21 protein-coding genes, 1 tRNA gene and 3 rRNA genes are annotated in these 26,876 nt (G+C 66.6%); 23 read left to right on the forward strand and 2 right to left on the reverse strand.

Going from position 1 to position 26,876, the window contains the following annotated elements; translation table 11 throughout:
• Positions 1 to 104: 104 nt before the first annotated feature.
• From ACXYX3_RS12500 to ACXYX3_RS12605, 22 genes are all read left to right on the forward strand, one after another.
• A 16S ribosomal RNA gene (locus ACXYX3_RS12500) occupies positions 105 to 1,624 on the forward strand.
• 385 nt (positions 1,625 to 2,009) lie between these two features.
• Positions 2,010 to 5,134, forward strand: a 23S ribosomal RNA gene (locus tag ACXYX3_RS12505).
• Positions 5,135 to 5,241: 107 nt separating this feature from the next.
• A 5S ribosomal RNA gene (gene rrf, locus ACXYX3_RS12510) occupies positions 5,242 to 5,354 on the forward strand.
• Together the 16S, 23S and 5S rRNA genes form the textbook arrangement of a ribosomal RNA operon.
• A gap of 128 nt (positions 5,355 to 5,482) precedes the next feature.
• Positions 5,483 to 6,307 carry a tetratricopeptide repeat protein gene (locus ACXYX3_RS12515; RefSeq protein ID WP_458611887.1) on the forward strand — a complete coding sequence of 275 codons (825 nt, stop codon included), beginning with the start codon at positions 5,483 to 5,485 and terminating at the stop codon, positions 6,305 to 6,307.
• 1 nt (position 6,308) lies between these two features.
• Entirely contained in the window at positions 6,309 to 7,322 is a 1,014-nt protein-coding gene (locus ACXYX3_RS12520) for an HAD-IIA family hydrolase (RefSeq protein WP_458611888.1), read from the forward strand.
• 13 nt (positions 7,323 to 7,335) lie between these two features.
• A complete protein-coding gene (locus ACXYX3_RS12525; protein ID WP_241207599.1) occupies positions 7,336 to 7,491 on the forward strand; it encodes a hypothetical protein in 156 nt (51 codons plus the stop codon).
• Between the two features lie 5 nt (positions 7,492 to 7,496).
• Positions 7,497 to 8,306 (forward strand): TlyA family RNA methyltransferase, encoded by an 810-nt coding sequence (locus tag ACXYX3_RS12530; RefSeq protein ID WP_458611889.1) that lies wholly within the window; start codon positions 7,497 to 7,499, stop codon positions 8,304 to 8,306.
• Positions 8,303 to 9,220, forward strand: coding sequence for an NAD kinase (locus ACXYX3_RS12535; protein ID WP_241207597.1), 918 nt, complete (start codon positions 8,303 to 8,305; stop codon positions 9,218 to 9,220). Before ACXYX3_RS12530 ends, ACXYX3_RS12535 begins: the two co-directional genes overlap by 4 nt.
• Positions 9,220 to 10,995 carry a DNA repair protein RecN gene (recN, locus tag ACXYX3_RS12540; RefSeq protein ID WP_458611890.1) on the forward strand — a complete coding sequence of 592 codons (1,776 nt, stop codon included), beginning with the start codon at positions 9,220 to 9,222 and terminating at the stop codon, positions 10,993 to 10,995. The genes ACXYX3_RS12535 and recN overlap by 1 nt, the downstream gene beginning before the upstream one ends.
• 91 nt (positions 10,996 to 11,086) lie before the next feature.
• Positions 11,087 to 12,271 carry a putative cytokinetic ring protein SteA gene (gene steA / locus ACXYX3_RS12545; protein WP_241207596.1) on the forward strand — a complete coding sequence of 395 codons (1,185 nt, stop codon included), beginning with the start codon at positions 11,087 to 11,089 and terminating at the stop codon, positions 12,269 to 12,271.
• Positions 12,272 to 12,281: 10 nt separating this feature from the next.
• Positions 12,282 to 13,223 (forward strand): copper transporter, encoded by a 942-nt coding sequence (locus ACXYX3_RS12550; protein WP_458611891.1) that lies wholly within the window; start codon positions 12,282 to 12,284, stop codon positions 13,221 to 13,223.
• Positions 13,224 to 13,296: 73 nt separating this feature from the next.
• Positions 13,297 to 15,057 carry a CTP synthase gene (locus ACXYX3_RS12555; RefSeq protein ID WP_458612069.1) on the forward strand — a complete coding sequence of 587 codons (1,761 nt, stop codon included), beginning with the start codon at positions 13,297 to 13,299 and terminating at the stop codon, positions 15,055 to 15,057.
• Entirely contained in the window at positions 15,050 to 15,682 is a 633-nt protein-coding gene (locus ACXYX3_RS12560; protein WP_458611892.1) for an NUDIX domain-containing protein, read from the forward strand. The genes ACXYX3_RS12555 and ACXYX3_RS12560 overlap by 8 nt, the downstream gene beginning before the upstream one ends.
• On the forward strand, positions 15,679 to 16,638 hold the full coding sequence (xerD, locus tag ACXYX3_RS12565; protein WP_241207593.1) for a site-specific tyrosine recombinase XerD: 960 nt from the start codon (positions 15,679 to 15,681) through the stop codon (positions 16,636 to 16,638). Before ACXYX3_RS12560 ends, xerD begins: the two co-directional genes overlap by 4 nt.
• 93 nt (positions 16,639 to 16,731) lie before the next feature.
• Positions 16,732 to 17,640, forward strand: coding sequence for a ParA family protein (locus ACXYX3_RS12570; protein WP_304654343.1), 909 nt, complete (start codon positions 16,732 to 16,734; stop codon positions 17,638 to 17,640).
• Positions 17,637 to 18,428 carry a segregation/condensation protein A gene (locus ACXYX3_RS12575; protein WP_458611893.1) on the forward strand — a complete coding sequence of 264 codons (792 nt, stop codon included), beginning with the start codon at positions 17,637 to 17,639 and terminating at the stop codon, positions 18,426 to 18,428. Before ACXYX3_RS12570 ends, ACXYX3_RS12575 begins: the two co-directional genes overlap by 4 nt.
• A 16-nt stretch (positions 18,429 to 18,444) precedes the next feature.
• Positions 18,445 to 19,152 carry an SMC-Scp complex subunit ScpB gene (gene scpB / locus ACXYX3_RS12580; RefSeq protein ID WP_458611894.1) on the forward strand — a complete coding sequence of 236 codons (708 nt, stop codon included), beginning with the start codon at positions 18,445 to 18,447 and terminating at the stop codon, positions 19,150 to 19,152.
• A 2-nt stretch (positions 19,153 to 19,154) separates the two neighbouring features.
• Complete coding sequence (locus tag ACXYX3_RS12585) at positions 19,155 to 19,898, forward strand: pseudouridine synthase (RefSeq protein ID WP_458611895.1); 744 nt, start codon at positions 19,155 to 19,157, stop codon at positions 19,896 to 19,898.
• Positions 19,895 to 20,581, forward strand: coding sequence for a (d)CMP kinase (gene cmk / locus ACXYX3_RS12590; RefSeq protein WP_458611896.1), 687 nt, complete (start codon positions 19,895 to 19,897; stop codon positions 20,579 to 20,581). Before ACXYX3_RS12585 ends, cmk begins: the two co-directional genes overlap by 4 nt.
• The gene (gene der, locus ACXYX3_RS12595; protein ID WP_458611897.1) at positions 20,578 to 21,987 is read left to right on the forward strand and encodes a ribosome biogenesis GTPase Der; all 1,410 of its coding nucleotides are present in this window, start codon (positions 20,578 to 20,580) and stop codon (positions 21,985 to 21,987) included. The genes cmk and der overlap by 4 nt, the downstream gene beginning before the upstream one ends.
• A gap of 25 nt (positions 21,988 to 22,012) precedes the next feature.
• Complete coding sequence (locus tag ACXYX3_RS12600; RefSeq protein WP_241207605.1) at positions 22,013 to 22,780, forward strand: sulfite exporter TauE/SafE family protein; 768 nt, start codon at positions 22,013 to 22,015, stop codon at positions 22,778 to 22,780.
• A 207-nt stretch (positions 22,781 to 22,987) separates the two neighbouring features.
• Positions 22,988 to 23,896 (forward strand): sulfite exporter TauE/SafE family protein, encoded by a 909-nt coding sequence (locus ACXYX3_RS12605; RefSeq protein WP_458611898.1) that lies wholly within the window; start codon positions 22,988 to 22,990, stop codon positions 23,894 to 23,896.
• Here ACXYX3_RS12605 and ACXYX3_RS12610 read toward each other — a convergent pair.
• Positions 23,876 to 25,354 carry a cryptochrome/photolyase family protein gene (locus ACXYX3_RS12610; RefSeq protein ID WP_458611899.1) on the reverse strand — a complete coding sequence of 493 codons (1,479 nt, stop codon included), beginning with the start codon at positions 25,352 to 25,354 and terminating at the stop codon, positions 23,876 to 23,878. The two genes, ACXYX3_RS12605 and ACXYX3_RS12610, sit on opposite strands and share 21 nt — an antisense overlap.
• Positions 25,355 to 25,454: 100 nt before the next feature.
• On the opposite strand from ACXYX3_RS12610, the gene ACXYX3_RS12615 reads away from it, so the two are divergent.
• A tRNA-Pro gene (locus ACXYX3_RS12615) sits at positions 25,455 to 25,528 on the forward strand.
• 43 nt (positions 25,529 to 25,571) lie between these two features.
• Here ACXYX3_RS12615 and ACXYX3_RS12620 read toward each other — a convergent pair.
• Positions 25,572 to 26,762 (reverse strand): IS481 family transposase, encoded by a 1,191-nt coding sequence (locus tag ACXYX3_RS12620; protein WP_458608895.1) that lies wholly within the window; start codon positions 26,760 to 26,762, stop codon positions 25,572 to 25,574.
• Between the last annotated feature and the right edge of the window lie 114 nt (positions 26,763 to 26,876).

Consider the following 26,876-nt stretch of genomic DNA (forward strand, 5'->3'; position numbering starts at 1 on the left):
CGTTTGTGGGGCGCAATGTTTTTTGGATGCCAGTTTTGGTGTCTGTTGTTTGTGATCGGATTTTTCTGATTCGAATTCTGCCCGGGTTTGGTCCTGGGGGTTTTTGTTTGGAGAGTTTGATCCTGGCTCAGGACGAACGCTGGCGGCGTGCTTAACACATGCAAGTCGAACGGAAAGGCCCTTCGGGGTACTCGAGTGGCGAACGGGTGAGTAACACGTGGGTGATCTGCCCTGCACTTTGGGATAAGCCTGGGAAACTGGGTCTAATACCGGATAGGACCACGGCATTCATGTGTTGTGGTGGAAAGCTTTTGCGGTGTGGGATGGGCCCGCGGCCTATCAGCTTGTTGGTGGGGTAATGGCCTACCAAGGCGACGACGGGTAGCCGGCCTGAGAGGGTGACCGGCCACACTGGGACTGAGATACGGCCCAGACTCCTACGGGAGGCAGCAGTGGGGAATATTGCACAATGGGCGCAAGCCTGATGCAGCGACGCCGCGTGAGGGATGACGGCCTTCGGGTTGTAAACCTCTTTCGCCAGGGACGAAGAGAGATTGACGGTACCTGGAGAAGAAGGACCGGCCAACTACGTGCCAGCAGCCGCGGTAATACGTAGGGTCCGAGCGTTGTCCGGAATTACTGGGCGTAAAGAGCTCGTAGGTGGTTTGTCGCGTTGTTCGTGAAAACTCACAACTCAATTGTGGGCGTGCGGGCGATACGGGCAGACTGGAGTACTGCAGGGGAGACTGGAATTCCTGGTGTAGCGGTGGAATGCGCAGATATCAGGAGGAACACCGGTGGCGAAGGCGGGTCTCTGGGCAGTAACTGACGCTGAGGAGCGAAAGCGTGGGGAGCGAACAGGATTAGATACCCTGGTAGTCCACGCCGTAAACGGTGGGTACTAGGTGTGGGTTTCCTTCCTTGGGATCCGTGCCGTAGCTAACGCATTAAGTACCCCGCCTGGGGAGTACGGCCGCAAGGCTAAAACTCAAAGGAATTGACGGGGGCCCGCACAAGCGGCGGAGCATGTGGATTAATTCGATGCAACGCGAAGAACCTTACCTGGGTTTGACATGCACAGGACGCTGGTAGAGATATCAGTTCCCTTGTGGCCTGTGTGCAGGTGGTGCATGGCTGTCGTCAGCTCGTGTCGTGAGATGTTGGGTTAAGTCCCGCAACGAGCGCAACCCTTGTCTCATGTTGCCAGCACGTTATGGTGGGGACTCGTGAGAGACTGCCGGGGTCAACTCGGAGGAAGGTGGGGATGACGTCAAGTCATCATGCCCCTTATGTCCAGGGCTTCACACATGCTACAATGGCCGGTACAAAGGGCTGCGATGCCGTGAGGTGGAGCGAATCCTTTCAAAGCCGGTCTCAGTTCGGATCGGGGTCTGCAACTCGACCCCGTGAAGTCGGAGTCGCTAGTAATCGCAGATCAGCAACGCTGCGGTGAATACGTTCCCGGGCCTTGTACACACCGCCCGTCACGTCATGAAAGTCGGTAACACCCGAAGCCGGTGGCCTAACCCCTTGTGGGAGGGAGCCGTCGAAGGTGGGATCGGCGATTGGGACGAAGTCGTAACAAGGTAGCCGTACCGGAAGGTGCGGCTGGATCACCTCCTTTCTAAGGAGCACCACGAAAAGCAGTGAGGCACTGGGTCTTCTGCGATGCCGTGAGGAACCCCCGACCTGTAGTGGGTGGGGGTTTGGTGCACAACAAACGTGAGAAGTGGTGTGGGAACGCTGCTTTGAGGACTGCCAGACACACTATTGGGCTTTGAGACAACAGCCCGTTGGTTCCCTGGCCACTGTGTGTGGTGGGAGGTGTTGTTGTTGCCCTGCTTTGGTGGTGGGGTGTGGTGTTTGATTTGTGGATAGTGGTTGCGAGCATCTGATCGTGCATGGCTTTTTGTGGGCTGTGTGTGATCAGCATGTAATGCAAATTTTTCTGATACCCGCACGTGCTTTTCGGGGTGTGTGTGGGTGATGACTCATTTTTTGGTTTTGTGTTGTAAGTGTTTAAGGGCGCATGGTGGATGCCTTGGCACTGAGAGCCGATGAAGGACGTGGGAGGCTGCGATATGCCTCGGGGAGCTGCCAACCGAGCGTGGATCCGAGGGTGTCCGAATGGGGAAACCCAGCACGAGTGATGTCGTGTTACCCAGCGCTGAATCTATAGGCGTTGGGAGGGAACGCGGGGAAGTGAAACATCTCAGTACCCGTAGGAAGAGAAAACAATAGTGATTCCGTGAGTAGTGGCGAGCGAAAGCGGAGGATGGCTAAACCGTGTGCATGTGATACCCGGCGGGGGTTGTGTGTGCGGTGTTGTGGGGCGTTTCTTCTTCTCTCCGCCGAGAGGAGCGAAAGTGATCAACCGTGGGGTTAGGTGAAGTGGTCTGGGATGGCCTGCCGGAGAGGGTGAGAGCCCCGTATCCGAAAATCTGACGGCTTTCGTGAAATGTTTTCCCCGAGTAGCAGCGGGCCCGTGGAATCTGCTGTGAATCTGCCGGGACCACCCGGTAAGCCTGAATACTTCTCAGTGACCGATAGCGGATTAGTACCGTGAGGGAATGGTGAAAAGTACCCCGGGAGGGGAGTGAAAGAGTACCTGAAACCGTGCGCTTACAATCCGTCAGAGCCTTCGACTTTGTTGTGGGGTGATGGCGTGCCTTTTGAAGAATGAGCCTGCGAGTCAGGGACATGTCGCGAGGTTAACCCGGGTGGGGTAGCCGTAGCGAAAGCGAGTCTGAATAGGGCGTATCCACACAATAGTGTGTGGTGTAGTGGTGTGTTCTGGACCCGAAGCGGAGTGATCTACCCATGGCCAGGGTGAAGCGCGGGTAAGACCGCGTGGAGGCCCGAACCCACTTAGGTTGAAGACTGAGGGGATGAGTTGTGGGTAGGGGTGAAAGGCCAATCAAACTCCGTGATAGCTGGTTCTCCCCGAAATGCATTTAGGTGCAGCGTCGCAGTGTTCGTGTCGGAGGTAGAGCTACTGGATGGCCGATGGGCCTCACAAGGTTACTGACGTCAGCCAAACTCCGAATGCCGACACGGTGTAATGCGGCAGTGAGACGGCGGGGGATAAGCTCCGTGCGTCGAGAGGGAAACAGCCCAGATCGCCGGCTAAGGCCCCTAAGCGTGTGCTAAGTGGAAAAGGATGTGCAGTCGCGAAGACAACCAGGAGGTTGGCTTAGAAGCAGCCACCCTTGAAAGAGTGCGTAATAGCTCACTGGTCAAGTGATTGTGCGCCGATAATGTAGCGGGGCTCAAGCACACCGCCGAAGCCGCGGCAGCGTATTCATACGCTGGGTAGGGGAGCGTCCTGCATCCGGTGAAGCCGCCGAGTGATCGAGTGGTGGAGGGTGTGGGAGTGAGAATGCAGGCATGAGTAGCGATAAGGCAAGTGAGAACCTTGCCCGCCGAAAGACCAAGGGTTCCTGGGCCAGGCCAGTCCGCCCAGGGTGAGTCGGGACCTAAGGCGAGGCCGACAGGCGTAGTCGATGGACAACGGGTTGATATTCCCGTACCCGTGTATGAGCGTCCCTGATGAATCACCGGTACTAACCGCCCAAATCCAGATCCACGGATCCCTTCGGGGTGATGGTTTCTGGTGCTGCGCGGGACCTTCGGTGGTAGTAGTCAAGCGATGGGGTGACGCAGGAAGGTAGCCGTACCAGTCAGTGGTAATACTGGGGCAAACCTGTAGGGAGAGATCTAGGCAAATCCGGATCTCACATATCCTGAGAGGTGATGCATAGCCGAGTGAGGCGAATTCGGTGATCCTATGCTGTCGAGAAAAGCCTCTAGCGAGCGCATACACGGCCCGTACCCCAAACCAACACAGGTGGTCAGGTAGAGAATACCAAGGCGTACGAGTGAACTATGGTTAAGGAACTCGGCAAAATGCCCCCGTAACTTCGGGAGAAGGGGGACCCACACGGCGTGACGAACCCTCGCGGTTCTGAGCGTGAGTGGGTGGCACAAACCAGTGAGAAGCGACTGTTTACTAAAAACACAGGTCCGTGCGAAGTCGCAAGACGATGTATACGGACTGACGCCTGCCCGGTGCTGGAAGGTTAAGAGGACCTGTTAACCCTTCAAGGGTGAAGCGGAGAATTTAAGCCCCAGTAAACGGCGGTGGTAACTATAACCATCCTAAGGTAGCGAAATTCCTTGTCGGGTAAGTTCCGACCTGCACGAATGGCGTAACGACTTCTCAACTGTCTCAACCATAGACTCGGCGAAATTGCATTACGAGTAAAGATGCTCGTTACGCGCGGCAGGACGAAAAGACCCCGGGACCTTCACTACAACTTGGTATTGGTGCTCGATACGGTTTGTGTAGGATAGGTGGGAGACTATGAAGCAGTCACGCCAGTGATTGTGGAGTCGTTGTTGAAATACCACTCTGATCGTATTGGGCCTCTAACCTCGAACCGTATATCCGGTTCAGGGACAGTGCCTGGTGGGTAGTTTAACTGGGGCGGTTGCCTCCTAAAAAGTAACGGAGGCGCCCAAAGGTTCCCTCAACCTGGACGGCAATCAGGTGGTGAGTGTAAGTGCACAAGGGAGCTTGACTGCGAGACATACATGTCGAGCAGGGACGAAAGTCGGGACTAGTGATCCGGCACCTCTGAGTGGAAGGGGTGTCGCTCAACGGATAAAAGGTACCCCGGGGATAACAGGCTGATCTTCCCCAAGAGTCCATATCGACGGGATGGTTTGGCACCTCGATGTCGGCTCGTCGCATCCTGGGGCTGGAGCAGGTCCCAAGGGTTGGGCTGTTCGCCCATTAAAGCGGCACGCGAGCTGGGTTTAGAACGTCGTGAGACAGTTCGGTCTCTATCCGCCGCGCGCGTCAGAAGCTTGAGGAAATCTGTCCCTAGTACGAGAGGACCGGGACGGACGAACCTCTGGTCCACCAGTTGTCCCACCAGGGGCACCGCTGGATAGCCACGTTCGGACAGGATAACCGCTGAAAGCATCTAAGCGGGAAACCCCCTCCAAGACCAGGCTTCTCACCCATCAAGTGGGATAAGGCCCCCCGCAGACCACGGGATCGATAGACCAGACCTAGAAGACTAGTAATAGTCGCAGGGAACTGGCACTAACCGGCCGAAAACTTACAACAACCCCAAAACCTCGCAACCACACCACAAACCACACATCACCCCCACCACCAAAAAACAGGGGCTATAAACTTCCCCACAAGGGGATCACTGTAAAAGTGAATAGAGTTACGGCGGCCATAGCGGCAGGGAAACGCCCGGACCCATCCCGAACCCGGAAGCTAAGCCTACCAGCGCCGATGATACTACCCACACGGGTGGAAAAGTAGGACACCGCCGAACACACATTGGAATCGCCCCCCACTTTCGTGGGGGGCGATTTCCTATTTCTCCGCATTATTCGGTGCGCATAATTCGTCTACATATTTGCGCAATTGTGGTGTCCCCGATTGTGCCCGTATCCTTTTGTGGTGCCCGAAGACAATAAGGCCGGCCGCGGTGACCGCCGGCCCCAGCGCGGCGGTCCTGCCGGCAACAGGCAGGCCCCGCGCCGCGATCAGCGCTCGGCGCCGCGCAGCTCGGGTCCGCATCGCGCACGTCCTGCACAACCCAGATCGCAGGACGAGACGAAATTCACCGGACCGCCCATTCCTCCGGAGATCGAGGCCAAACAGCTCTCTCCCGAAATCCGCGGCGAATTGACCACCCTCGACAGGGCCACCGCTGATGCCGTCGCCCGCCACCTGGTGGCGGCCGGCGAACTGCTCGACGAGGATCCCGAGGCGGCACTGGCCCACGCCCGAGCGGCGCGGGCACGCTCGGGCCGCATCGCGGCCGTGCGGGAAGCCGTCGGCATCGCTGCCTACGCCTGCGGCGATTGGGCGCAGGCGCTCTCCGAGCTCAGGGCCGCCCGCCGAATGGGCAGTCGCTCACCACTTCTCGCGATGATCGCCGACTGCGAGCGGGGCGTCGGACGCCCTGAACGCGCCATCGAACTCGCCCGCAGCCCCGAGGCCGGCCAGCTCACCGGCGACGACGCCGACGAACTGCGCATCGTCGTCGCAGGCGCCCGCTCGGACCTCGGCCAACACGAACAGGCGCTCGCCGTACTGTCCACGCCTCCACTGGATCCGGGGCGCACCGGTGAGACGGCCGCCCGGCTGTTCTACGTCTACGCCGACACGCTGCTGGCCCTCGATCGTCGTGACGAGGCATTGCAGTGGTTCCTCAAGTCCGCGGCTGCCGACGTCGACGGTGTCACCGATGCCGAAGAGCGGATCACGGAACTGTCCTGACGTGAAAACGCTTGCGCACCTCCACGACTGCCTCCTGCTCGACCTGGACGGAACGGTCTTCCGCGGACACGAGCCGACGCCCGGCGCGGTCGACACCCTGGCCGCGATCGATGCCCGGCTGCTGTTCGTGACCAACAACGCCTCGCGCAGCGCCACCCAGGTCGCCGACCATCTGCGCGAACTCGGCTTCACCGCGACCCCCGACGATGTCGTGACCAGCGCCCAGTCGGCCGCGCGAATGCTGGCCGAGCAGCTACCTGATCAGTCGAAAGTGCTGATCGTCGGCACCGATTCACTTGCCGACGAGATCCGGACGGTCGGTCTGCAGCCGGTGCGCCAGTTCTCCGACGAGCCCGTCGCCGTCGTGCAAGGGCACTCACAGCAGACCGCGTGGTCAGATCTGGCCGAGGCGGCACTGGCCGTTCGGGCCGGTGCGCTGTGGGTGGCCGCCAACGTCGACAAGACGCTGCCCTCGGAGCGGGGTCTGCTGCCCGGCAACGGCTCGATGGTCGCCGCGCTGCGCACGGCCACCGATCAGCAGCCGCAGGTGGCCGGCAAGCCCGCGCCCGCGCTGATGGCAGACGCGCTGGCGCGCGGTGACTTCGAGGCACCGCTGGTGGTCGGCGACCGGCTCGACACCGACATCGAGGGGGCCCGCGCCGCGGGCCTGCCCAGTCTGATGGTGCTGTGCGGGGTCAACGACGCCGCCGATGCGATTTTCGCGGTGGCCGATCAGCGGCCGGACATGATCGCCGAGGATCTGCGTGCGCTCAACGACGACGCCGATAGCCTGAGGGTCGGCCCGCATCCCGCATGGCGCGTCGACTACGGCGAGCGCATCACCGTGGCGTCCACCGGCGACGAGTCCGGCGACGACCTGTCCATAGTCCGCGCGATCGCGGCGGCGGTGTGGCAGGCAGCCGACGAGCCCGGCCGGACCGCGATCGTCGCGGCGGACGACGCGGCCCGCGAGGCGGCGCAGCGGTGGTCGCTGCTCGGCCCCGCCATCGACTAGCGTGGCAGCCGAAATGAGTACCGAACCCGACCAGATCCGTACCCAGGTCGCCGAACTCCTCGGAGAACCGACCGAGCCCACCGACGCTGATCTGGATTCCGTCGCCGCCCGCCTGGAGGAGGCGCACGACCTGCTGGTGCGCGCGCTGGAATCGGTCGAGAAGGGCTGATCCGCGTGACGCGGCGCGCTCGTGTGGACGCCGAGCTGGTTCGACGCGGGTTGGCCCGCTCGCGCCAGCAGGCGGCCGAGCTGATCGGCGCGGGCCGCGTCAGCGTGGACGGTATGCGAGCAGCCAAACCCGCGACGGCCATCGCGACGACTGCCCACCTGACCGTCGATCACGCCGACGAGCCCAGCTGGGTGTCTCGCGGTGCGCACAAGCTCATCGGCGCGCTCGACGCGTTCGAAGTGGCGGTCCAGGGGCGGCGCTGCCTGGACGCCGGCGCCTCCACCGGAGGGTTCACCGAGGTCCTGCTGTCCCGCGGAGCACAGCAGATTCTGGCGGTCGACGTCGGTTACGGGCAGCTCGCGTGGTCATTGCGCACCGATGACCGGGTCACGGTGATGGAGCGGACCAACGTGAGGGAGCTGTCTGCGGAGGCCATCGGCGGTCCGGTCGACCTGATCGTCGCCGACCTGTCGTTCATCTCGCTGGCGACCGTGCTGCCGGCGCTGACTGCGTGCGCGTCGTCGGCCGCAGATATCGTTCCCATGGTGAAGCCGCAGTTCGAGGTCGGCAAGGACCGGGTGGGTGCCGGGGGCGTGGTCTCCGACCCGCTGCTGCGCATCGACGCGGTGCGCTCGGTCGCGGCGACCGCGCACACTCTGGGTTGGTGCAGTGTCGCCGTCACGGCGAGCCCGCTACCCGGCCCGGCCGGCAACGTCGAGTACTTCCTGCACCTACGCGCCGACACGACGAATGCCATCAGCGGCGACGCGCTCGAGACCGCGATCCGCCGCGCAGTCGAGGAAGGTCCGCAATGACAGCCCAACGCACCGTCCTGCTGGTGGTGCACACCGGACGGGACGACGCCCTCGACGTTGCGCGACGGGTGGCAAAAGTGTTCGGCGACAACGGAATCGCCCTCCGCGTGCTCTCTGCCGAAGCGGTGGACTCGCCGCAGCGCCGATCGACGGACATGAGTGCCCTCGGTGTCGACGTGGACGTCGTCGATGCCGATCAGCGTGCCGCCCAGGGGTGCGAACTGGTTCTGGTGCTCGGCGGCGACGGCACGTTCCTGCGCGCGGCCGAGCTGGCCCGCAATGTCGAGATACCGGTACTCGGGGTGAACCTCGGCAAGATCGGCTTCCTCGCCGAGGCCGAAGCGGATTCGATCGACACGGTGCTCGACCACATCGTGCGCCGCGACTACCGCGTCGAGGAACGGATGACACTCGACGTCACCGTGTGGTCGGGCGGAGAGCTGCTCGACCGCGGCTGGGCGCTCAACGAGGCCAGCCTGGAGAAGGGCCCACGGCTGGGCGTGCTCGGCGTGGTCCTCGAAGTCGACGGTCGCCCGGTGTCGGCGTTCGGATGCGACGGCGTGCTCGTGTCCAGTCCGACCGGCTCCACCGCGTACGCGTTCTCCGCCGGCGGCCCCGTGCTGTGGCCCGACCTCGAGGCGATCATCGTGGTGCCCAACAACGCGCACGCGTTGTTCGCCCGGCCGATGGTCACCAGCCCCAATGCCTTGATCGCCATCGAGATCGAGGCAGGGGGACACGACGCGCTGGTGTTCTGCGACGGGCGTCGGGAAATGGTGCTGCCCGCCGGCAGCCGCCTCGAGGTGACCCGCTGCGGGACGCCGCTGAAGTGGGTGCGCCTGGACAGCGCACCGTTCACCGACCGGCTGGTCCGCAAGTTCCGGTTGCCTGTCACAGGGTGGCGCGGACAGTAGTGCTAGCCGAGATTCGGATCGAGTCGCTGGGCGCGATCAGCGCCGCGACCGCGGAATTCGACGGTGGATTGACCGTGCTCACCGGGGAGACCGGCGCCGGCAAGACCATGGTGGTGACGGGCCTGCACCTGCTCGGGGGCGCCCGCGCGGACCCGGCCCGCGTGCGCTCGGGGTCGGCCAAGGCGGTCGTCGAGGGCCGGTTCGTGACTGACGAGATCGGCGCGGACGCGGTCGCCCGCGTCGACGACATCCTCGATTCCTCGGGTGCCGATCGCGACGACGACGGCAGTGTGATCGCGGCCCGCTCCGTGAGCCGTGAAGGGCCGTCACGGGCCTATCTGGGCGGCCGCAGCGTGCCCGCCAAGTCGCTCAGCGAGTTCACCGGCGAGCTGTTGACGCTGCACGGCCAGAACGACCAGCTGCGCCTGATGCGTCCGGATCAGCAGCGCGCCGCCCTCGACCGCCATGCCGGCGTCACCTCGCAGCTACAGCACTACCGGACCGTGCGCGACGAGTGGCTGGCCGCGCGCAGCGACCTCGAGGAGCGGCGCCGCAGCGCCCGGGAACTGGCCCAGGAGGCGGACCGGCTGCAGTTCGGTATCGACGAGATCGAGGCGGTCGCACCGCAGCCGGGCGAGGACGAGTCGCTGGTGTCCGACATCCGGCGCCTGTCCGAGCTCGACGCGCTGCGCGAGGCGGTGCAGACGGCGCGCGCCGGGCTCGCCGGTGACAGCGAGCCCGGCGCCGACGGGGTGGCCGCCGTCGACACGATCGGGCAGGCGCGCTCGGCGCTCGAGCACACCGATGACGCCGCGCTCAAGGCGCTGGCCGCACAACTCGACGGAGCATTGACGGTCGTCGTCGACGTCGCCGCTGAGCTGGGCCACTTCCTGTCCGAACTACCCAGCGACGCAAGCGCACTGGAGACCAAGCTGGCCCGGCAGGCCGAGCTGCGTTCGCTGACCCGCAAGTACGCCCCCGACGTGGACGGCGTGCTGGAGTGGGCGCGCACCTCCCGCGAGCGGCTCGCGCAGCTCGACGTCTCCGAGGAAGCGATGGCCGGGCTCGCGCGTCGCGTGGACGAGCTGGCCGGGTCGGTCGCCTCGGCTGCGGCGACCGTGACCAAGGCCCGCGTGAAGGCCGCCAAGGGATTGGCGAAGGCGGTCACCGCCGAACTCGGCGGGCTCGCGATGGCCGGCGCGCAGTTCACCATCGCGGTCAGCCCGCTGCCGACCCGCCCCGACGACAGTGCGCCGCTGACGCTGAGCTCCGGTGACATCGTGCACGCCGGCCGCGACGGTGTCGACGCGGTGGAATTCGGGTTTGCCGCGCACTCCGGGTCGGACATCCTGCCGCTGCACAAGAGCGCGTCCGGCGGTGAGCTGTCGCGCGTGATGCTCGCCCTCGAGGTGGTTCTGGCCGCGTCGACAGAAGGCACCACGATGGTGTTCGACGAAGTCGACGCCGGGGTCGGCGGGCGTGCGGCAGTGCAGATCGGGCGCCGACTGGCCCGCCTGGCCCGCACCCACCAGGTGATCGTCGTGACCCACCTGCCGCAGGTCGCCGCCTATGCCGACGTGCACCTGGTCATCGAGGGTCAGACGGAGGCGACCTCGACGCGCGCCAAGACCAGCGGTGTGCGGCGCCTCGGCGAAGACGACCGGGTCGCAGAACTGGCGAGAATGCTGGCCGGTCTGGGGGAGTCCGACAGCGGCCGTGCGCACGCGCGGGAGCTGCTCGACGCGGCGCGGCAGGAGCGTGACGCGCCGGACTGACGTGTGACTGGTGTGAAAAGAAGAGACTTCTGAGGCTGATGTTACGGCGCGCCTCCGACGGATCTGCGGGGTTGCTGGCCAGAATCCCCCCATGAAGATGTCAGCGCTGCTCTCCCGAAACGCCAGTTCACGGCCGGGCATCACCGGCACCGCCCGCGTGGACCGCGACATCGACCGGCTGCTGCGCCGGGTGACTCCCGGCGACATCGTCGTCATCGACGCCCAAGACCTCGACCGCGTCACCGCCGATGCTCTCGTGGAGGCCAACATCGCGGCCGTGGTGAACGCCTCGTCGTCGATCTCGGGGCGCTATCCCAACCTCGGACCCGAGGTGCTCGTCGCCAACGGCATCACCCTCGTCGACGACACCGGCCCGGAGGTGTTCAAGAAAGTCAAGGACGGTGCACGGATCCGGCTCAACGAGGGCGGCGTCTACTCCGGTGATCGCCGGCTCATCCTGGGCACCGAGCGCACCGACGCCGACATCCACGAGCTGATGCAGGAAGCCAAGGGCGGGCTGGTCGCGCACCTGGAGGCCTTCGCCGGCAACTCGATCGAGTTCATCCGCAGCGAGAGCCCGCTGCTCATCGACGGCATCGGCATCCCCGACATCGACGTCGACCTCAACCGTCGGCACGTCGTGGTCGTCGCCGAGGAGGACCACGCTGCCGCCGACCTCAAGGCGCTCAAACCGTTCATCAAGGAGTACCAGCCGGTGCTCGTCGGCGTCGGAACCGGCGCCGACGTCCTGCGCAAGGCCGGCTACCGGCCGGCGCTCATCGTGGGCGACCCGGACAAGATCAGCACCGAGGCGCTGCGCAGCGGCGCGCAGGTGGTGCTTCCCGCCGACGCCGATGGGCACGCCGCCGGTCTGGAGCGCATCCAGGACCTCGGCGTCGGGGCGATGACGTTCCCGGCCGCGGGATCGGCTGCCGATCTCGCGCTGCTGCTGTGCGATCACCACGGGGCGTCGCTGATCGTCACCGTCGGCCACACCGCAAGCATCGAGGAGTTCTTCGACCGCACCCGGCAGCGCAGCAATCCGTCGACCTTCCTGACCCGGCTGAAGGTGGGCGAGAAGCTGGTCGACGCCAAAGCCGTTGCGACGCTGTACCGCAGCCGTGTCTCCGGCGGTGCGATCGCGCTGCTCGTCCTCGCGATGCTGATCGCGGTGATCGCCGCGCTGTGGGTGTCGCGCGCCGATGCCGCCGTGCTCGAATGGATCACCCACACGTGGAATCAGTTCCTGCTGTGGGTGCAGGGTCTGGTCTCCTAGGGCTCGCGACATGATCTCGCTGCGTTCGCACGCCATCTCGCTGGCCGCCGTGTTCCTGGCGCTCGCCATCGGCATCGCCCTGGGTTCCGGGCTGCTGTCCAACACCGTGCTGTCGGGTCTGCGCGACGACAAGGCGCAGATGCAGACCGAGATCGACACCCTCACCAATGATCGCAATGCGCTCAACGAAAAGCTCAGTGCCGCAGGCGACTTCGATGCCCAGATGGCCCCTCGCATCCTGCGTGGCAGCCTGGCCGACAAGTCGGTGGTGCTGTTCCGCACCCCGGATGCCGCCGACGACGACGTCGACGCCGTGTCTCGCCTCGTCAGCGCGGCGGGCGGTTCGGTCAGCGGCACCATCGCGCTGACCCAGGAGTTCGTCGACGCCAACGCCGCCGAGAAGCTGCTGTCGGTCGTGAACTCGCCGATCGTGCCCGCGGGCACCCAGCTGAGCACCACGACCGTCGACCAGGGCTCCCAAGCCGGCGACCTGCTCGGCATCACACTGCTGGCCGCCAAGGACCCCAAGGCTCCGCCCGTCAACGACGATCAGCGCGACACCGTGCTCTCCGCGCTCCGCGACACCGGTTTCATCACCTACGGGACCGAGCGCATCGGTGTGGCCGACACCGCGGTCGTCATCACCGGTGGCGGTCTCGGCGACGATGCCGGCAATCAGGGCGCGACGGTGGCCCGCTTCGCCGCCGGACTCGCCCCGCACGGTGCGGGCGTCGTGCTCGCCGGCCGGGACGGCGCCGCCTCGGGGACCTCGGCGGTCGCCGTCGTTCGCTCCGACAACGCCCTCGCGAGCACGGTCAGCACCGTCGACGACGTCGACTCCGAATCCGGCCGGATCACCACTGTGCTCGCGCTGGGCGCGCTGGTCGGAGGCGGCAAACCCGGTCAGTACGGCACCGGACAGGGCGCTAGCGCGGTCACCGTTCCCCAGTAGCGCCGCCGCGTGCCCGCGTGTCAGTGACGCGGCAACGCAGTCGCTGTTAGGGTGGAGTTCCGTGCCAGGCCAAATGAAGCCGTTGCGCAAGCATCCGCAGACCGCCACCAAACACCTCTTCGTGACCGGTGGGGTGGTGTCCTCTCTCGGCAAGGGGTTGACGGCATCCAGCCTCGGTCAACTCCTCACCGCGCGTGGTCTGCAGGTGACGATGCAGAAGCTGGATCCGTACCTCAACGTCGATCCGGGCACCATGAACCCGTTCCAGCACGGTGAGGTGTTCGTCACCGAGGACGGCGCCGAAACCGACCTGGACGTCGGCCACTACGAGCGCTTCCTGGACCGCAACCTGACCGGGTACGCCAATGTGACGACAGGCCAGGTGTATTCGTCGGTGATCGCCAAGGAGCGCCGGGGCGAGTACCTCGGCGACACCGTGCAGGTCATCCCGCACATCACCGACGAGATCAAGAACCGGGTACTGGCCATGGCCGAGCCCGACGCCGACGGGAACCGCCCCGACGTGGTGATCACCGAAGTGGGCGGCACGGTCGGCGACATCGAATCGCTGCCGTTCCTGGAGGCCGCGCGGCAGGTGCGCCACGAGGTCGGCCGGGAGAACTGCTTCTTCCTGCACTGCTCGCTGATCCCCTACATGGCGCCCTCCGGGGAACTGAAGACCAAGCCGACGCAGCACTCGGTGGCGGCCCTGCGCAGCATCGGCATCCAGCCCGACGCGCTGATCCTGCGCTGCGACCGGGACGTGCCGGAAGGGCTGAAGAACAAGATCGCCCTGATGTGTGACGTCGACATCGACGGCTGCATCTCGACCCCCGATGCGCCGTCGATCTACGACATCCCCAAGGTGTTGCACCGCGAGGAACTGGACGCTTATGTGGTGCGCCGGCTGAACTTGCCGTTCCGCGACGTCGATTGGACGCAGTGGAACGATCTCCTGCGCCGCGTGCACGAACCGCGTGAGACCGTGCGGATCGCGCTGGTGGGCAAGTACATCGATCTCTCCGACGCCTACCTGTCGGTCGCCGAGGCGCTGCGCGCGGGCGGATTCGCCCACCACGCCCGGGTGGAGATGCGCTGGGTGGCCTCCGACGACTGCGAGACCGACACCGGGGCGGCCAGCGCGCTGGCCGACGTCGACGGCGTGCTGATCCCCGGCGGGTTCGGCATCCGCGGGATCGAGGGCAAGATCGGCGCCATCCGCTACGCCCGCCGCCGCGGCCTGCCGGTGCTCGGCCTGTGCCTGGGACTGCAGTGCATCGTGATCGAGGCGGCGCGGTCGGTGGGGCTGACCGAGGCCAGCTCGGCCGAGTTCGATCCCGACACCCCGGACCCGGTGATCTCGACGATGGCCGACCAGAAGGATGTCGTCGCCGGCGAAGCTGACCTCGGCGGCACCATGCGGCTGGGCGCCTATCCGGCCGTTCTGACCCCGAATTCGATTGTCGCGCAGGCGTATCAGTCGACCGAGGTGTCCGAGCGGCATCGCCACCGCTACGAGGTCAACAACGCCTACCGCGCGCAGATCGCCGAGGGCGGGCTGCGGTTCTCGGGCACCTCGCCCGATGGACACCTGGTGGAGTTCGTCGAATACGACCCCGAGGTGCACCCGTTCCTGGTCGGCACCCAGGCCCACCCGGAGCTCAAGAGCCGGCCGACCCGGCCGCACCCGCTGTTCGTCGCGTTCGTCGGTGCGTCCCTCGATTACAAGAACGCCGAACGACTCCCCGTCGACATTCCCGAGATTCCGGAGGCTCCCGAGCGGGAAACCAACGGCGCCAAGCATTCTCTGGAAGACGCGCCGGCCCGTGGCTGACGGGACCGGCAACCACGACTTCTCGGTGGCCTCGTCGGAGACCCTCTACGTCGGCAACATCTTCGCCCTGCGCGCCGATGAGGTGCGGATGCCGGGCGGAGCGACGGCGCGCCGCGAGATCGTCGAGCACTACGGCGCGGTCGCCGTGGTGGCCCTCGACGAGGACGGGCGCGTCACGCTCGTCTACCAGTACCGGCACCCGTTCGGCCGCCGGCTGTGGGAGCTGCCCGCGGGCCTGCTCGACATGAGCGGTGAACCGCCGCACGTGTCCGCGGCGCGGGAACTCGAAGAAGAGGCCGGACTGGCCGCCGAGACCTGGCACACGCTGGTCGACCTCGACACCGCGGCCGGGTTCAGCGACGAGAGCGTGCGGGTGTTCCTGGCAACTGGGCTGCGTGAGGTGGGCCGCCCGGAGGCTGAACACGAAGAAGCCGACCTCGTCGTCGAGCGTGTCGCGCTCGAAGACGCCGTCGCCAAGGTGTACTCGGGGGAGATCGTCAACTCGATCTCCGTCGCCGGCATCCTGGCCGCGCACGCGATGCCCGGCATCGATGCGCTCCGCGCCGTCGACGCGCCCTGGACCGACAGGCCCCGGGCGTTCGCACGGCGGAAGGGACACGCGTGACCCAGACGTTCTCGTCTGTCGGCTCCACCCTCGAGGTCCAGATCCAGGGCTATCTCGACCACCTGGCGATTGAACGCGGCGCGGCCGCGAACACGCTGAGCTCCTACCGGCGGGACCTGCGCCGCTACGTCGAGCACCTGTCCTCGCGCGGCGTCACCGACCTGGCCGAGGCCACCGAACCCGACGTCAGTGACTTCCTCGTCGCGCTGCGCCAGGGCGACCCCGACAACGGCGTGCCCGCGCTGTCGGCGGTCTCGGCGGCGCGCGCGCTGATCGCGGTACGCGGCCTGCACCGCTTCGCCGCCGCCGAGGGGATCGCGACGCTCGACGTGGCCCGCGAGGTCAAACCGCCCACCCCGAGCCGGCGCCTGCCCAAGAGCCTGTCGCTGGACGAGGTGCTGGCGCTGTTGGAAGCCGCCGGCGGTGACAGCGACGCCGACGGGCCGCTGACGCTGCGTAACCGAGCACTGCTGGAACTGCTGTACTCGACCGGGGCGCGGATCTCCGAAGCCGTCGGCCTCGACATCGACGACATCGATCTGCAGGCGCGCTCGGTGCTGCTGCACGGCAAGGGCGGCAAGCAGCGGCTGATTCCGATCGGCCGGCCCGCCGTCGCCGCGCTGGACGCCTACCTCGTGCGGGCCCGCCCCGACCTGGCCCGTCGCGGCAGGGGAGTCCCGGCGATCTTCCTCAATGCCCGGGGCGGCCGGCTGTCCCGGCAGAGTGCGTGGCAGGTGCTCCAGGACGCGGCCGATCGTGCGGGTATCACCGCCGCGGTGTCCCCGCACGTGCTGCGGCACTCGTTCGCCACCCACCTCCTCGACGGCGGCGCCGACGTGCGCGTCGTGCAGGAGCTTCTCGGCCACGCCTCGGTGACCACCACGCAGATCTACACGATGGTCACCGTCAACGCGCTGCGCGAGGTGTGGGCCGGCGCGCACCCGAGGGCGCGCTAGCGTGCGGGTCTGCCTCGCCGGCGCGCCATCTCCCGTTAAACTCGTCGCGATGTCCGCCACGCCTGAAGGTTGCCTGACCAGCGACGGTCCGGCATGACCGACGACACGGGCACATCCATCCCTGAAGCGGGACCCGAACCCGACCCGGCACCTGAGCCTGAACCCACTCCCGGACTGACCGGCCGGCTGCCCCGTCACATCCCCGAACCGCCGCCGCGCACCTCACACGGCCCGGCCACCGTGATCGCGATGTGCAATCAGAAGGGCGGCGTCGGCAAGACCACGTCGACCATCAACCTGGGCGCCGCCCTCGCCGAGTACGGCCGCCGGGTGCTGCTCGTCGACCTCGACCCGCAGGGTGCGCTGTCCGCCGGGCTCGGCGTCCCGCACTACGAGCTGGACAACACCGTCTACAACCTGCTCGTCGAGCCGCGGGTGTCGATCGATCAGGTGCTGATCACGACCCGGGTACCGGGCCTCGACCTGGTGCCCAGCAACATCGACCTGTCCGCCGCCGAGATCCAGCTCGTCAACGAGGTGGGGCGGGAGCAATCGCTGGCGCGGGCGCTCTACCCGGTGCTGGACCGCTACGACTACGTGTTGATCGACTGCCAACCCTCGCTGGGCCTGCTCACCGTCAACGGCCTCGCGTGCAGCGACGGCGTCGTCATCCCGACCGAATGCGAGTACTTCTCGCTGCGGGGTCTGGCACTGCTCACCGACACCGTCGAGAAAGTGCACGACCGGCTCAATCCCAAGCTCGACATCAGCGGGATCCTCATCACCCGCTACGACCCGCGCACCGTCAACTCCCGCGAGGTGATGGCCCGGGTGGTCGAACGCTTCGGCGACCTGGTGTTCGACACCGTGATCACCCGCACCGTGCGCTTTCCCGAGACCAGCGTGGCCGGCGAGCCGATCACCACGTGGGCGCCGAAATCGGCTGGGGCCGAGGCGTACCGGGCGCTGGCGCGCGAGGTCATCCACCGGTTCGGCGCGTGAGCGAGCCCACCGGGTTCCAGGTTCGGCTGAGCAATTTCGAGGGCCCGTTCGACCTGCTGCTGCAGCTGATCTTCGCCCACCGGCTCGACGTCACCGAGGTGGCGCTGCACCAGGTCACCGACGAGTTCATCGCCTACACCAAACAGATCGGCAGCACCCTGGGCCTCGACGAGACGACGTCGTTCCTGGTGGTCGCCGCGACCCTGCTCGATCTGAAAGCGGCCCGGCTGCTGCCGGCCGGTGATGTGCACGACGAGGACGACCTGGCGCTGCTGGAGGTGCGCGACCTTCTCTTTGCCCGGCTGCTGCAGTACCGGGCCTTCAAGCACGTCGCGGAGATGTTCGCCGAACTGGAGTCCGCGGCGCTGCGGAGCTACCCGCGGGCTGTGGCGTTGGAGGACCGTTTCGCCGACCTATTGCCCGAGGTGATGCTCGGGGTGGATGCGGCCCGATTCGCCGAGATCGCTGCCGCCGCGTTCACCCCCCGCCCGGTGCCGACCGTCGGGCTCGATCACCTCCACCAGGTCCCGGTGTCGGTGCCCGAGCAGGCCGCCAATCTGATGTCGCTGCTGGAGAACCGCGGAATCGGCGAATGGGCGTCCTTCTCCGATCTGGTCGCCGACTGCCAGGTGCCGATGGAGATCGTCGCGCGCTTCCTGGCACTGCTCGAGCTGTTCCGCGCCCGGGCGGTAGCATTCGACCAGTCAGAACCGCTGGGCGTGCTCCAGATTTCCTGGACCGGGGAGCGGCCCAACAGCGAGCAGTTGGCGACCGCGGACGCCGAATAGCGCGGGACTAGAGAACATGCCAGAAGACTTTTCGCCGGACGCCGAGCCGGACAGCGAGCCCGACGCCGAGCACGTCGAGGCCGACCTCGAGGATGCCGAGCTCGATGCGGTGCTCGAGGCGCTGCTGCTCGTGGTCGACACCCCGGTCCCCGTCGACGCGCTTGCGACGGCCACGGACGCCCCCGCGGCCAGGGTCGCCGAGCGGTTGCAGCTGTTGGCGGACGGGTTCGCCGCCCGGGGCAGCGGTATCGATCTGCGCGAAGCCGGCGGTGGGTGGCGGATGTACACCCGCGCCCGCTACGCGCCGTACGTGGAGAAGCTGCTGCTCGACGGCGCTCGGACGCGGCTGACACGCGCCGCGCTCGAGACCCTGGCGGTGGTCGCCTATCGGCAGCCGGTCACGCGCGCCCGGGTGAGTGCGGTGCGCGGCGTCAACGTCGACGCGGTGATCCGGACACTGGTGGCGCGCGGACTGATCACCGAGGCCGGTACCGATCCCGATTCCGGTGCGGTCACCTTCGCCACCACCGAGCTGTTCCTCGAACGCCTCGGCTTGTCGTCGCTGACCGATCTGCCCGACATCGCACCGTTGCTGCCGAACGTCGACGTGATCGACGACATCAGCGAAAACCTGGACGAGGAGCCACGTTTCATGAAACTGAACGGGACATCGGCTGGGTCCCAGCCGGACCCGGCGATCGACGTCGACGCGGAACGGGAGTGACGATGAGCGACGACGAGGGCGTGCGGCTGCAGAAGGTGTTGTCGCAGGCCGGGATCGCGTCCCGGCGGGTGGCCGAGAAGATGATTCGCGACGGCCGGGTCGAGGTCGACGGCGTCATCGTCACCGAACTCGGTACCCGCGTGGATCCGCAGAACTCGACGATCCGGGTCGACGGTGCGCGGATCGCCGTCGATGACGACCGGGTCTATCTGGCGATCAACAAACCGCGCGGTATGCATTCGACGATGTCCGACGATCGCGGCCGCCCCTGTGTCGGAGACCTCGTCGAGCACCGGGTGCGCGGTAACAAGAGCCTTTTCCACGTCGGCCGGCTCGACGCCGACACCGAGGGTCTGCTGCTGCTCACCAACGACGGTGAGCTCGCCCACCGGCTCATGCACCCGTCGTTCGAGGTGCCCAAGACTTACCTGGCCACGGTGATGGGCAGCGTCCCCCGCGGGTTGGGCAAGAAGCTGCGCGGCGGCATCGAGCTGGACGACGGTCCGGTGCGGGTGGACGACTTCGCCGTCGTCGACACCGTGCCGGGCCGGTCCTTGGTGAAGGTCACGCTGCACGAGGGCCGCAAGCACATCGTGCGCCGGCTGCTCGCCGAGGTCGGCTTCCCGGTTCAGGAATTGGTCCGCACCGACATCGGCGCGGTCACGCTCGGCGAGCAGCGGCCTGGCAGCATCCGGGTGTTGACGCAGAAGGAGATCGGCGACCTCTACAAGGCGGTGGGACTGTGACCCGGTCGGTGGTGATCGCGATCGACGGCCCGGCAGGTACCGGAAAGTCAACTGTGGCAAGGGGATTGGCGACCGCCCTGAAAGCCCGCTACCTGGACACCGGGGCGATGTACCGCATCGTCACCCTCAGCGCGCTACGGCAGGGAGTCGACCTCGACGACCCGGCGGCGATCACGGCGGCGGTGCGCGACACCGCGATGGCCGTCGGCCACGACCCCGCCGAGGACCGGTCCTTCCTGGCCGGCGAGGACGTCTCGGCCGAGATCCGCGGCGACGCGGTGACCAAGGCGGTGTCGGCGGTCTCGGCGGTCCCTGAGGTGCGCGCCCGGCTGGTGACGCTGCAGCGCGAGCTCGCCGACGGTGACGAGCCAGTGGTCGTCGAGGGGCGAGACATCGGCACCGTCGTGCTCCCCGACGCCGACGTGAAGATCTTCCTGACCGCCTCCGCCGAAGAACGGGCCCGCCGCCGCAACGACCAGAACGTCGCATCCGGGCTGCCCGACGACTACGACGCGGTGCTCGCCGATGTCCGCCGTCGCGACCATCTCGACTCCACCCGGGCAGTGTCGCCGTTGCGCGCCGCCGACGACGCGCTGGTGGTCGACACCAGCGACATGACCCAAGACCAGGTGATCGGCCATCTGACCGCACTGGTCGAACAGAAAGCCGGTGCGATCAGATGAGTGACGGAGACGGCGTCTGGTTCGACGAGGGCGACTGGGAAGTCGGCGCCGACGAGATCAGCGAAGCGGTCGAGGAAGCGTCGGCGCCGCCACCGGTGCTGGCCGTCGTCGGCCGGCCCAACGTCGGCAAATCGACACTGGTGAACCGCATCCTGGGCCGTCGCGAGGCCGTCGTTCAGGACATCCCCGGCGTCACCCGCGACCGCGTCTCCTACGACGCGTCCTGGTCGGGCCGGCGGTTCGTCGTGCAGGACACCGGTGGGTGGGAGCCCGACGCGAAAGGCCTGCAGCAGCTGGTCGCTGAGCAGGCCTCGGTGGCGATGCGCACCGCCGACGCGATCGTGTTCGTGGTCGACGCCGTCGTCGGCGCGACGAGCGCCGACGAGGCCGCCGCGAAGATCCTGCAGCGCTCCGGCAAGCCGGTGTTCCTGGCCGCTAACAAAGTGGACAACGACCGCGGTGAGGCCGACGCCGCCGCGCTGTGGTCGCTGGGCCTCGGCGAGCCGCACCCGATCAGCGCGATGCACGGGCGCGGCGTCGCCGATCTGCTCGACGCGGTCCTCGAGGAACTGCCCGCCCTCTCCGAGGTCGGCGGCACCGGCGGGGGTCCGCGCCGCGTGGCGCTCGTTGGCAAGCCGAACGTCGGCAAGTCCTCGCTGCTCAACCGGCTTTCCGGTGACGAACGGTCCGTCGTGCACGACGTCGCCGGCACCACCGTCGATCCCGTCGACTCGCTCATCGAGATGGACGGCAAGCTGTGGCGGTTCGTCGACACCGCCGGTCTGCGGCGCAAAGTCGGCCAGGCCAGCGGCCACGAGTTCTACGCCTCGGTGCGCACCCACGGCGCGATCGACGCCGCCGAGGTCGCGATCGTGCTCATCGATGCCTCACAACCGCTGACCGAGCAGGACCAGCGGGTGCTGTCGATGGTGGTCGAGGCGGGCCGCGCACTGGTGCTGGCGTTCAACAAATGGGACCTCGTCGACGAGGACCGCCGCTACCTGCTCGACCGCGAGATCGACCTGCAGCTGGCGCAGATCCAGTGGGCGCCCCGGGTCAACATCTCGGCCAAGACCGGCCGGGCGGTGCAGAAGCTGGTGCCCGCCCTGGAGACCGCGTTGAGCTCGTGGGACAAGCGGATCACGACGGGCCAGCTGAACACGTTCCTCAAAGAGGTCGTCGCCGCGACGCCGCCGCCGGTGCGCGGCGGCAAGCAGCCGCGCATCCTGTTCGCCACCCAGGCCACCACCCGTCCGCCCACGTTCGTGCTGTTCACCAGCGGGTTCTTGGAGGCCGGGTATCGGCGGTTCCTGGAGCGGCGGCTGCGTGAGACGTTCGGCTTCGACGGCAGCCCGGTGCGGATCAACGTCCGGGTGCGTGAAAAGAGGGGTCCCAAGCGCCGATAGGGTCGATCGAGTGCCCGTCGTCGACATGATCCTCATCGCCCTGGCAGGCGTCGGAGCGGGCGCGATCAATGCGCTCGTCGGCTCCGGCACCCTCATCACGTTCCCGACGCTCGTCGCACTGGGGTATCCGCCGGTGACCTCGACGATGTCCAACGCGGTGGGCCTGGTGGCCGGCGGCGTATCCGGCACCTGGGGCTACCGGCGGGAACTGCGCGGACAGTGGCACCGGCTGCGGTGGCAGATCCCGGCGTCGCTGCTCGGCGCGGGTGGCGGAGCCTGGCTGCTGCTGCACCTGCCGGAGAAGGTGTTCCTCCGCATCGTGCCCGTGCTGCTGGTGCTCGCACTCGTGCTGGTGGTCATCGGGCCGCGCATCCAGGCCTGGGCGCGCCGCCGTGCCGAGGCGGCCGGCCAGTCCGCCGACCACGTCTCCGCGGCGCGGATGACCGCGCTCGTCGCGTTGACGTTCGCGGTCGGCGTCTACGGCGGCTATTTCACCGCCGCGCAGGGCATTTTGCTGGTCGCAGTCATGGGTGCGCTGCTGCCCGAGGACATGCAACGCATGAACGCCGCCAAGAACCTGCTGTCGCTGCTGGTCAACATCGTCGCGGCCGTCGCCTACACGGTGGTGGCGTTCGACCGGATCAGCTGGGCTGCCGCCGGGCTGATAGCGATCGGGTCGCTCATCGGCGGATTCCTCGGTGCCCACTACGGGCGCCGACTTTCGCCGAACGTGCTCCGCGCGGTGATCGTCGTGGTGGGATTGATCGGGCTGTACCGGTTGTTGACCGTGTAAGCTGACCGGGATCTGATCAGGGGATGGGGTAATCGATGGTCGACAGCGTGCTGGTGGCGGCTGCGCCGTCCGAAGCGTCTGCACTCGAGCCCTTCTGGCCGTCGCGCCGCCTGATGGCTTTCGACGAGTGGTGTTGTCGGCGTCCCTGACGCCGAGTCCCCTCGTCCGGCCGGTCGCTCCGCGTGACCGCATCCCCCGAAAGCACCCATGCGTTCGCTTCTGATCTTCACCCTCGTCGGTGTCGGCGCCCAACTCGTCGACGGTGCCCTGGGCATGGCCTTCGGGGTCACGGCCACCACGTTGCTGGTGCTCTCCAGCGTCGGCGCGGCCCAAGCCAGCGCCGCGGTGCACCTCGCCGAGGTCGGCACCACGCTGGCGTCCGGACTGTCGCACTGGCGGTTCAAGAACATCGACTGGCCGCTGGTCGCCAAGCTGGGTGTGCCCGGAGCGATCGGCGCCTTCCTCGGTGCGACCGTGCTGTCCTCGCTGTCGACGGAGCACGCAGCTCCGCTGATGGCTGCCATCCTGATGGTGATCGGCATGTATGTGCTGCTGCGTTTCTCGCTGCGCACCCCGCTGGTGATCGGCGGTGAGGGCACTCGGCACGGGGTGAAGTTCCTCGCGCCACTGGGTTTGTTCGGCGGCTTCATCGACGCCTCCGGTGGCGGCGGCTGGGGTCCCGTCACGACCAGCACACTGCTCTCGCAGGGCAAGACGGCGCCGCGCACCGTCATCGGTTCGGTCAGCGCCTCGGAGTTCCTGGTGTCGGTGTCGGCGTCGATCGGTTTCCTGATCGGGCTACGTCACGAGTTCCTGGAGAACTGGCCGGTGGTGGTCGGGCTGATGGTCGGCGGTGTCATCGCCGCGCCGATCGCAGCGTGGCTGGTGAGCCGCATCAGCCCCGCGCTGCTGGGCACCGCGGTCGGCGGGGTCATCGTCTTGACCAACAGTCAGAAGTTGGTGCATTTCTTCGACATCCACTGGCCGTGGTCGACGGCCATCTACACGCTGATCGTCGTGGTGTGGGTGTCGCTGGTGATCTACGCGTGGCGGGTGTCGCGGGCACCCAAGTCGCTGCCGGTCACCGATTCCAGCTCAGAAGTGCTCCCGCGCTGACTCCTGCTCGAGGACGGCGTCGAGATCGCCGAGACGTTCCATTGAGGACACCGCACGGCGGGTGCGCATGTTCTTGGCGAGCAGATCCTTGTGGCGGTGCGTGAAGGCCCAGTACCCCGCGGTGAACGGACACGCATCGTCGCCGAGGCGCTTCTTCGGGTCGAACGCGCAGTCGCCGCAGTGGTCGCTCATCTTGTTGATGTAGGCGCCGCCGGAGGTGTACGGCTTGGTGGCCAGCAGTCCGCCGTCGGCGTGTTGACTCATACCGACGACGTTGGTGGGCATCACCCAGCGGAACCCGTCGACATAGGCGGTGGCGAACCACTCGGTCAGCTCGTCAGGCCGGTAGCCGCGCTGCAGGGCATGGCTGCCCAGGATCATCAGCCGCTGGATGTGGTGAGACCAGCCGCGGTCGCGCACGCCCTTGAGGGCGTGGTGCAGACAGGCCGCGGTGACCTCGTCGGCGTCCAGGTCGGCCCACCACTGCGGCAGCTTGGTGTGCGCTTTCAGCTCGTTCTTCTTCGTGTACTGCGGGCCGAAGTGCCAGTAGAGATGCCACATGTACTCGCGCCAGCCGAGGATCTGGCGGATGAAGCCCTCGGTGGCGGCCAGGGGAGCGTTGCCATCGCGGTAGGCCTGCTCGGCGGCTTCGACGGCATCGAGCGGGTGCAGGACGCCGAGGTTCAGCGGGACCGACAGCAGCGAGTGCGACATCGCCCAGTCGCCGCCCATCATCGCGTCCTCGTAGCGGCCGAACAGCTCCAGCCGGTGGTCGATGAAGCGCTTCAGCGCCCGCTTGGCCTCGGTGGGGGTGACGGCGAACAGGCGCGGACCGTCGGCGCCGACGGTGTCGAGGTCCATCGCGTCGAGGTCGCGGCGGACCTGCTCGTCGATGTCGTCCTCGCGCGGCCTGTAGGGGGCGGGCACGTCGAGCGTGGCCTGCTTCTTGGGCGGGGACTCGCGGTTGTCCTCGTCGTAGTTCCAACGCTTGCCGACGGGATCCGCGCCCTCCATCAGCACGTCGAAGCGGCGGCGTTGGTCGCGATAGAAATCCTCCATGCGAAAGCGGGTCCGATTGCCGGCCCACTCTTCGAAGTCCTTGCGCGGCAGGGCAAATGTCGGCGTGGGGAGCACCTCCTCGACGAGCCCCTGCTTCTGCAGTCGGTTGACGAAGCGCTCGGCGGCGTGCGAGGTGGGCTGGTGGACCAGGACGGGTCGGTCGAATTGCTCGAGTGCGTCGGTGTAGGTGTCGGCCTTGAGCAGAGTCGCGCGGTCGCCGAGATCGCGCTCGGCGTGGCGCAGCGCGGAGAGGACCAGGTGCAGTTTCTGGCGGTGATACCGGCGTTTGGCCAGAGCCGAGGTGGCCTCGACGAGCAGGACCTCGCGATGCGCGTGCTCGCCGCCGTAGACAGCCGGGCCGAGCTGATCGGCGAACAGCCACAGGGGAGTGTCGCTCATTGGTCAGTTGTACCCGCGCGGGGCACGGCGACGCGGTTGGGAACCGGGGGTAACCCTGCTGTAAGCTTTCGACCGCTGACCGGCGATCCCGGGAGGCACGCGGGCTGTGGCGCAGCTTGGTAGCGCACTTGACTGGGGGTCAAGTGGTCGCAGGTTCAAATCCTGTCAGCCCGACTTTTGTGATGTCGCAGGACATCGGAATAGCCGCGGACCTACTTTAGGTCCGCGGTTTTTTCCGTTTGGGGCCTTTGGGGGCGCCGGTGGGTTGGTAGTCCCTGGTGGGGTCGAGTGTGAAGTCGCGTAGGACTTCTCCGGTGGCGGCGTTGATGACGGTGATGTGGTGGTCCTGGGCGAGGATCAGAACGCGGGTTCGGTAGTGGTGGCGGCCGATGCCGATGTGGTGCAGGCGCCCGTTGACGCGCAGAGTGATCGCTCCGGCTTGGTCGACGCGGTCGGTGCGGACACGGTTGTGGGTGTCGATGCGCGTTGCTGGGTCGGCTTTGGGGCGGCTGGTGTAGATCACTGCTGGGGTGGCTCTGTGGGGCAAGGAGCGGTGGGGGCGGCGGTGGTTGTATTCGTCGACGAAGGTGTCGAGTTGGGTTTGGAGTTCGGCGATGGTGGTGGCGCGGGGTTGGCCGGTGAGCCATTTTTTGAGGGTTTGGTGGAAGCGTTCGACTTTCCCGCAGGTGGTGGGGTGGTGCGGGGTGGAGTTGATTTGGTGGACGCCGAGGCGGTGGAGTTCGGCTTCGAAGGCGTTGCGTCCGCCTTTGCCGCCGGCGAGGCGGGTGGTGAAGACCATGCCGTTGTCGGTGAGTGTGGAGTGGGGGATGCCATGGCGGGCAGTGGCTTTGGTGAATTCGGTGACGACGATGGCGCCGGTGATGCGGCGGTGGGCGGTGACGGAGATGGCCAGGCGTGAGCAGTCGTCAAGCCAGCACAGGATTTCGGTGTCGGCTCCGTGTGTGAGGCGCCAGTGGGTGAAGTCGGCTTGCCAGCGTTGGTTGGGCTGTGCGGCGGCGAAACGGATGTAGGAGCTTTTGGGGCGTTTCTGCGGGGTGGGTTCGACGAGGCCGGCGCGGGTGAGGTGGCGGCTGATCGTCGCGGCTGATACACGCAGGTGGTGGTGGTGTTCGAGGTGCCAGGCGATGGTGTGGGGGCCGGCGTCGAGGCCTTTGCCGGTCAGGGTGCGGCGCAGGTCGATGATGAGGTCGATGGTGGATTGTGGGAGCCGGCCTGGGCTGGTGTGGGGGCGCCGGGAGCGGGGTTCGAACGCGGCGTCGCCGTCGAGGGTGTAGCGCTTGATCAGCCTCGAGATCCAGCTTTGGGAGACGCCGTAATCGCGGGCGACCTGCGATTGTGAGCGGCCCTCGACAAGGACTGCGGTGATGACCAGACGAGCCTTCGACACCAGCCGAAACTGGCTGACGTACCTATGCCGATGTCGTGAGACACCCTATTCCGATGTCCTGAAACACCACACTGTCAGCCCGACTTTCAAAACCCGCTCTGACCAGTGTCGGAG

The sequence above is a fragment of the Mycobacterium sp. Panama NTM2 genome (assembly GCF_054355555.1).

Excerpts from the sequence above, each read along its gene's own strand:
- ACXYX3_RS12525 (WP_241207599.1), top strand. The coding sequence starts at position 7,336 with ATGAGTACCGAACCCGACCAGATCCGTACCCAGGTCGCCGAACTCCTC.
- ACXYX3_RS12535 (WP_241207597.1), top strand. The coding sequence starts at position 8,303 with ATGACAGCCCAACGCACCGTCCTGCTGGTGGTGCACACCGGACGGGAC.
- steA (WP_241207596.1), top strand. The coding sequence starts at position 11,087 with ATGAAGATGTCAGCGCTGCTCTCCCGAAACGCCAGTTCACGGCCGGGC.
- ACXYX3_RS12550 (WP_458611891.1), top strand. The coding sequence starts at position 12,282 with ATGATCTCGCTGCGTTCGCACGCCATCTCGCTGGCCGCCGTGTTCCTG.
- ACXYX3_RS12555 (WP_458612069.1), top strand. The coding sequence starts at position 13,297 with ATGAAGCCGTTGCGCAAGCATCCGCAGACCGCCACCAAACACCTCTTC.
- ACXYX3_RS12570 (WP_304654343.1), top strand. The coding sequence starts at position 16,732 with ATGACCGACGACACGGGCACATCCATCCCTGAAGCGGGACCCGAACCC.
- scpB (WP_458611894.1), top strand. The coding sequence starts at position 18,445 with ATGCCAGAAGACTTTTCGCCGGACGCCGAGCCGGACAGCGAGCCCGAC.
- ACXYX3_RS12585 (WP_458611895.1), top strand. The coding sequence starts at position 19,155 with ATGAGCGACGACGAGGGCGTGCGGCTGCAGAAGGTGTTGTCGCAGGCC.
- der (WP_458611897.1), top strand. The coding sequence starts at position 20,578 with ATGAGTGACGGAGACGGCGTCTGGTTCGACGAGGGCGACTGGGAAGTC.
- ACXYX3_RS12600 (WP_241207605.1), top strand. The coding sequence starts at position 22,013 with ATGATCCTCATCGCCCTGGCAGGCGTCGGAGCGGGCGCGATCAATGCG.
- ACXYX3_RS12605 (WP_458611898.1), top strand. The coding sequence starts at position 22,988 with ATGCGTTCGCTTCTGATCTTCACCCTCGTCGGTGTCGGCGCCCAACTC.
- ACXYX3_RS12610 (WP_458611899.1), bottom strand. The coding sequence starts at position 25,354 with ATGAGCGACACTCCCCTGTGGCTGTTCGCCGATCAGCTCGGCCCGGCT.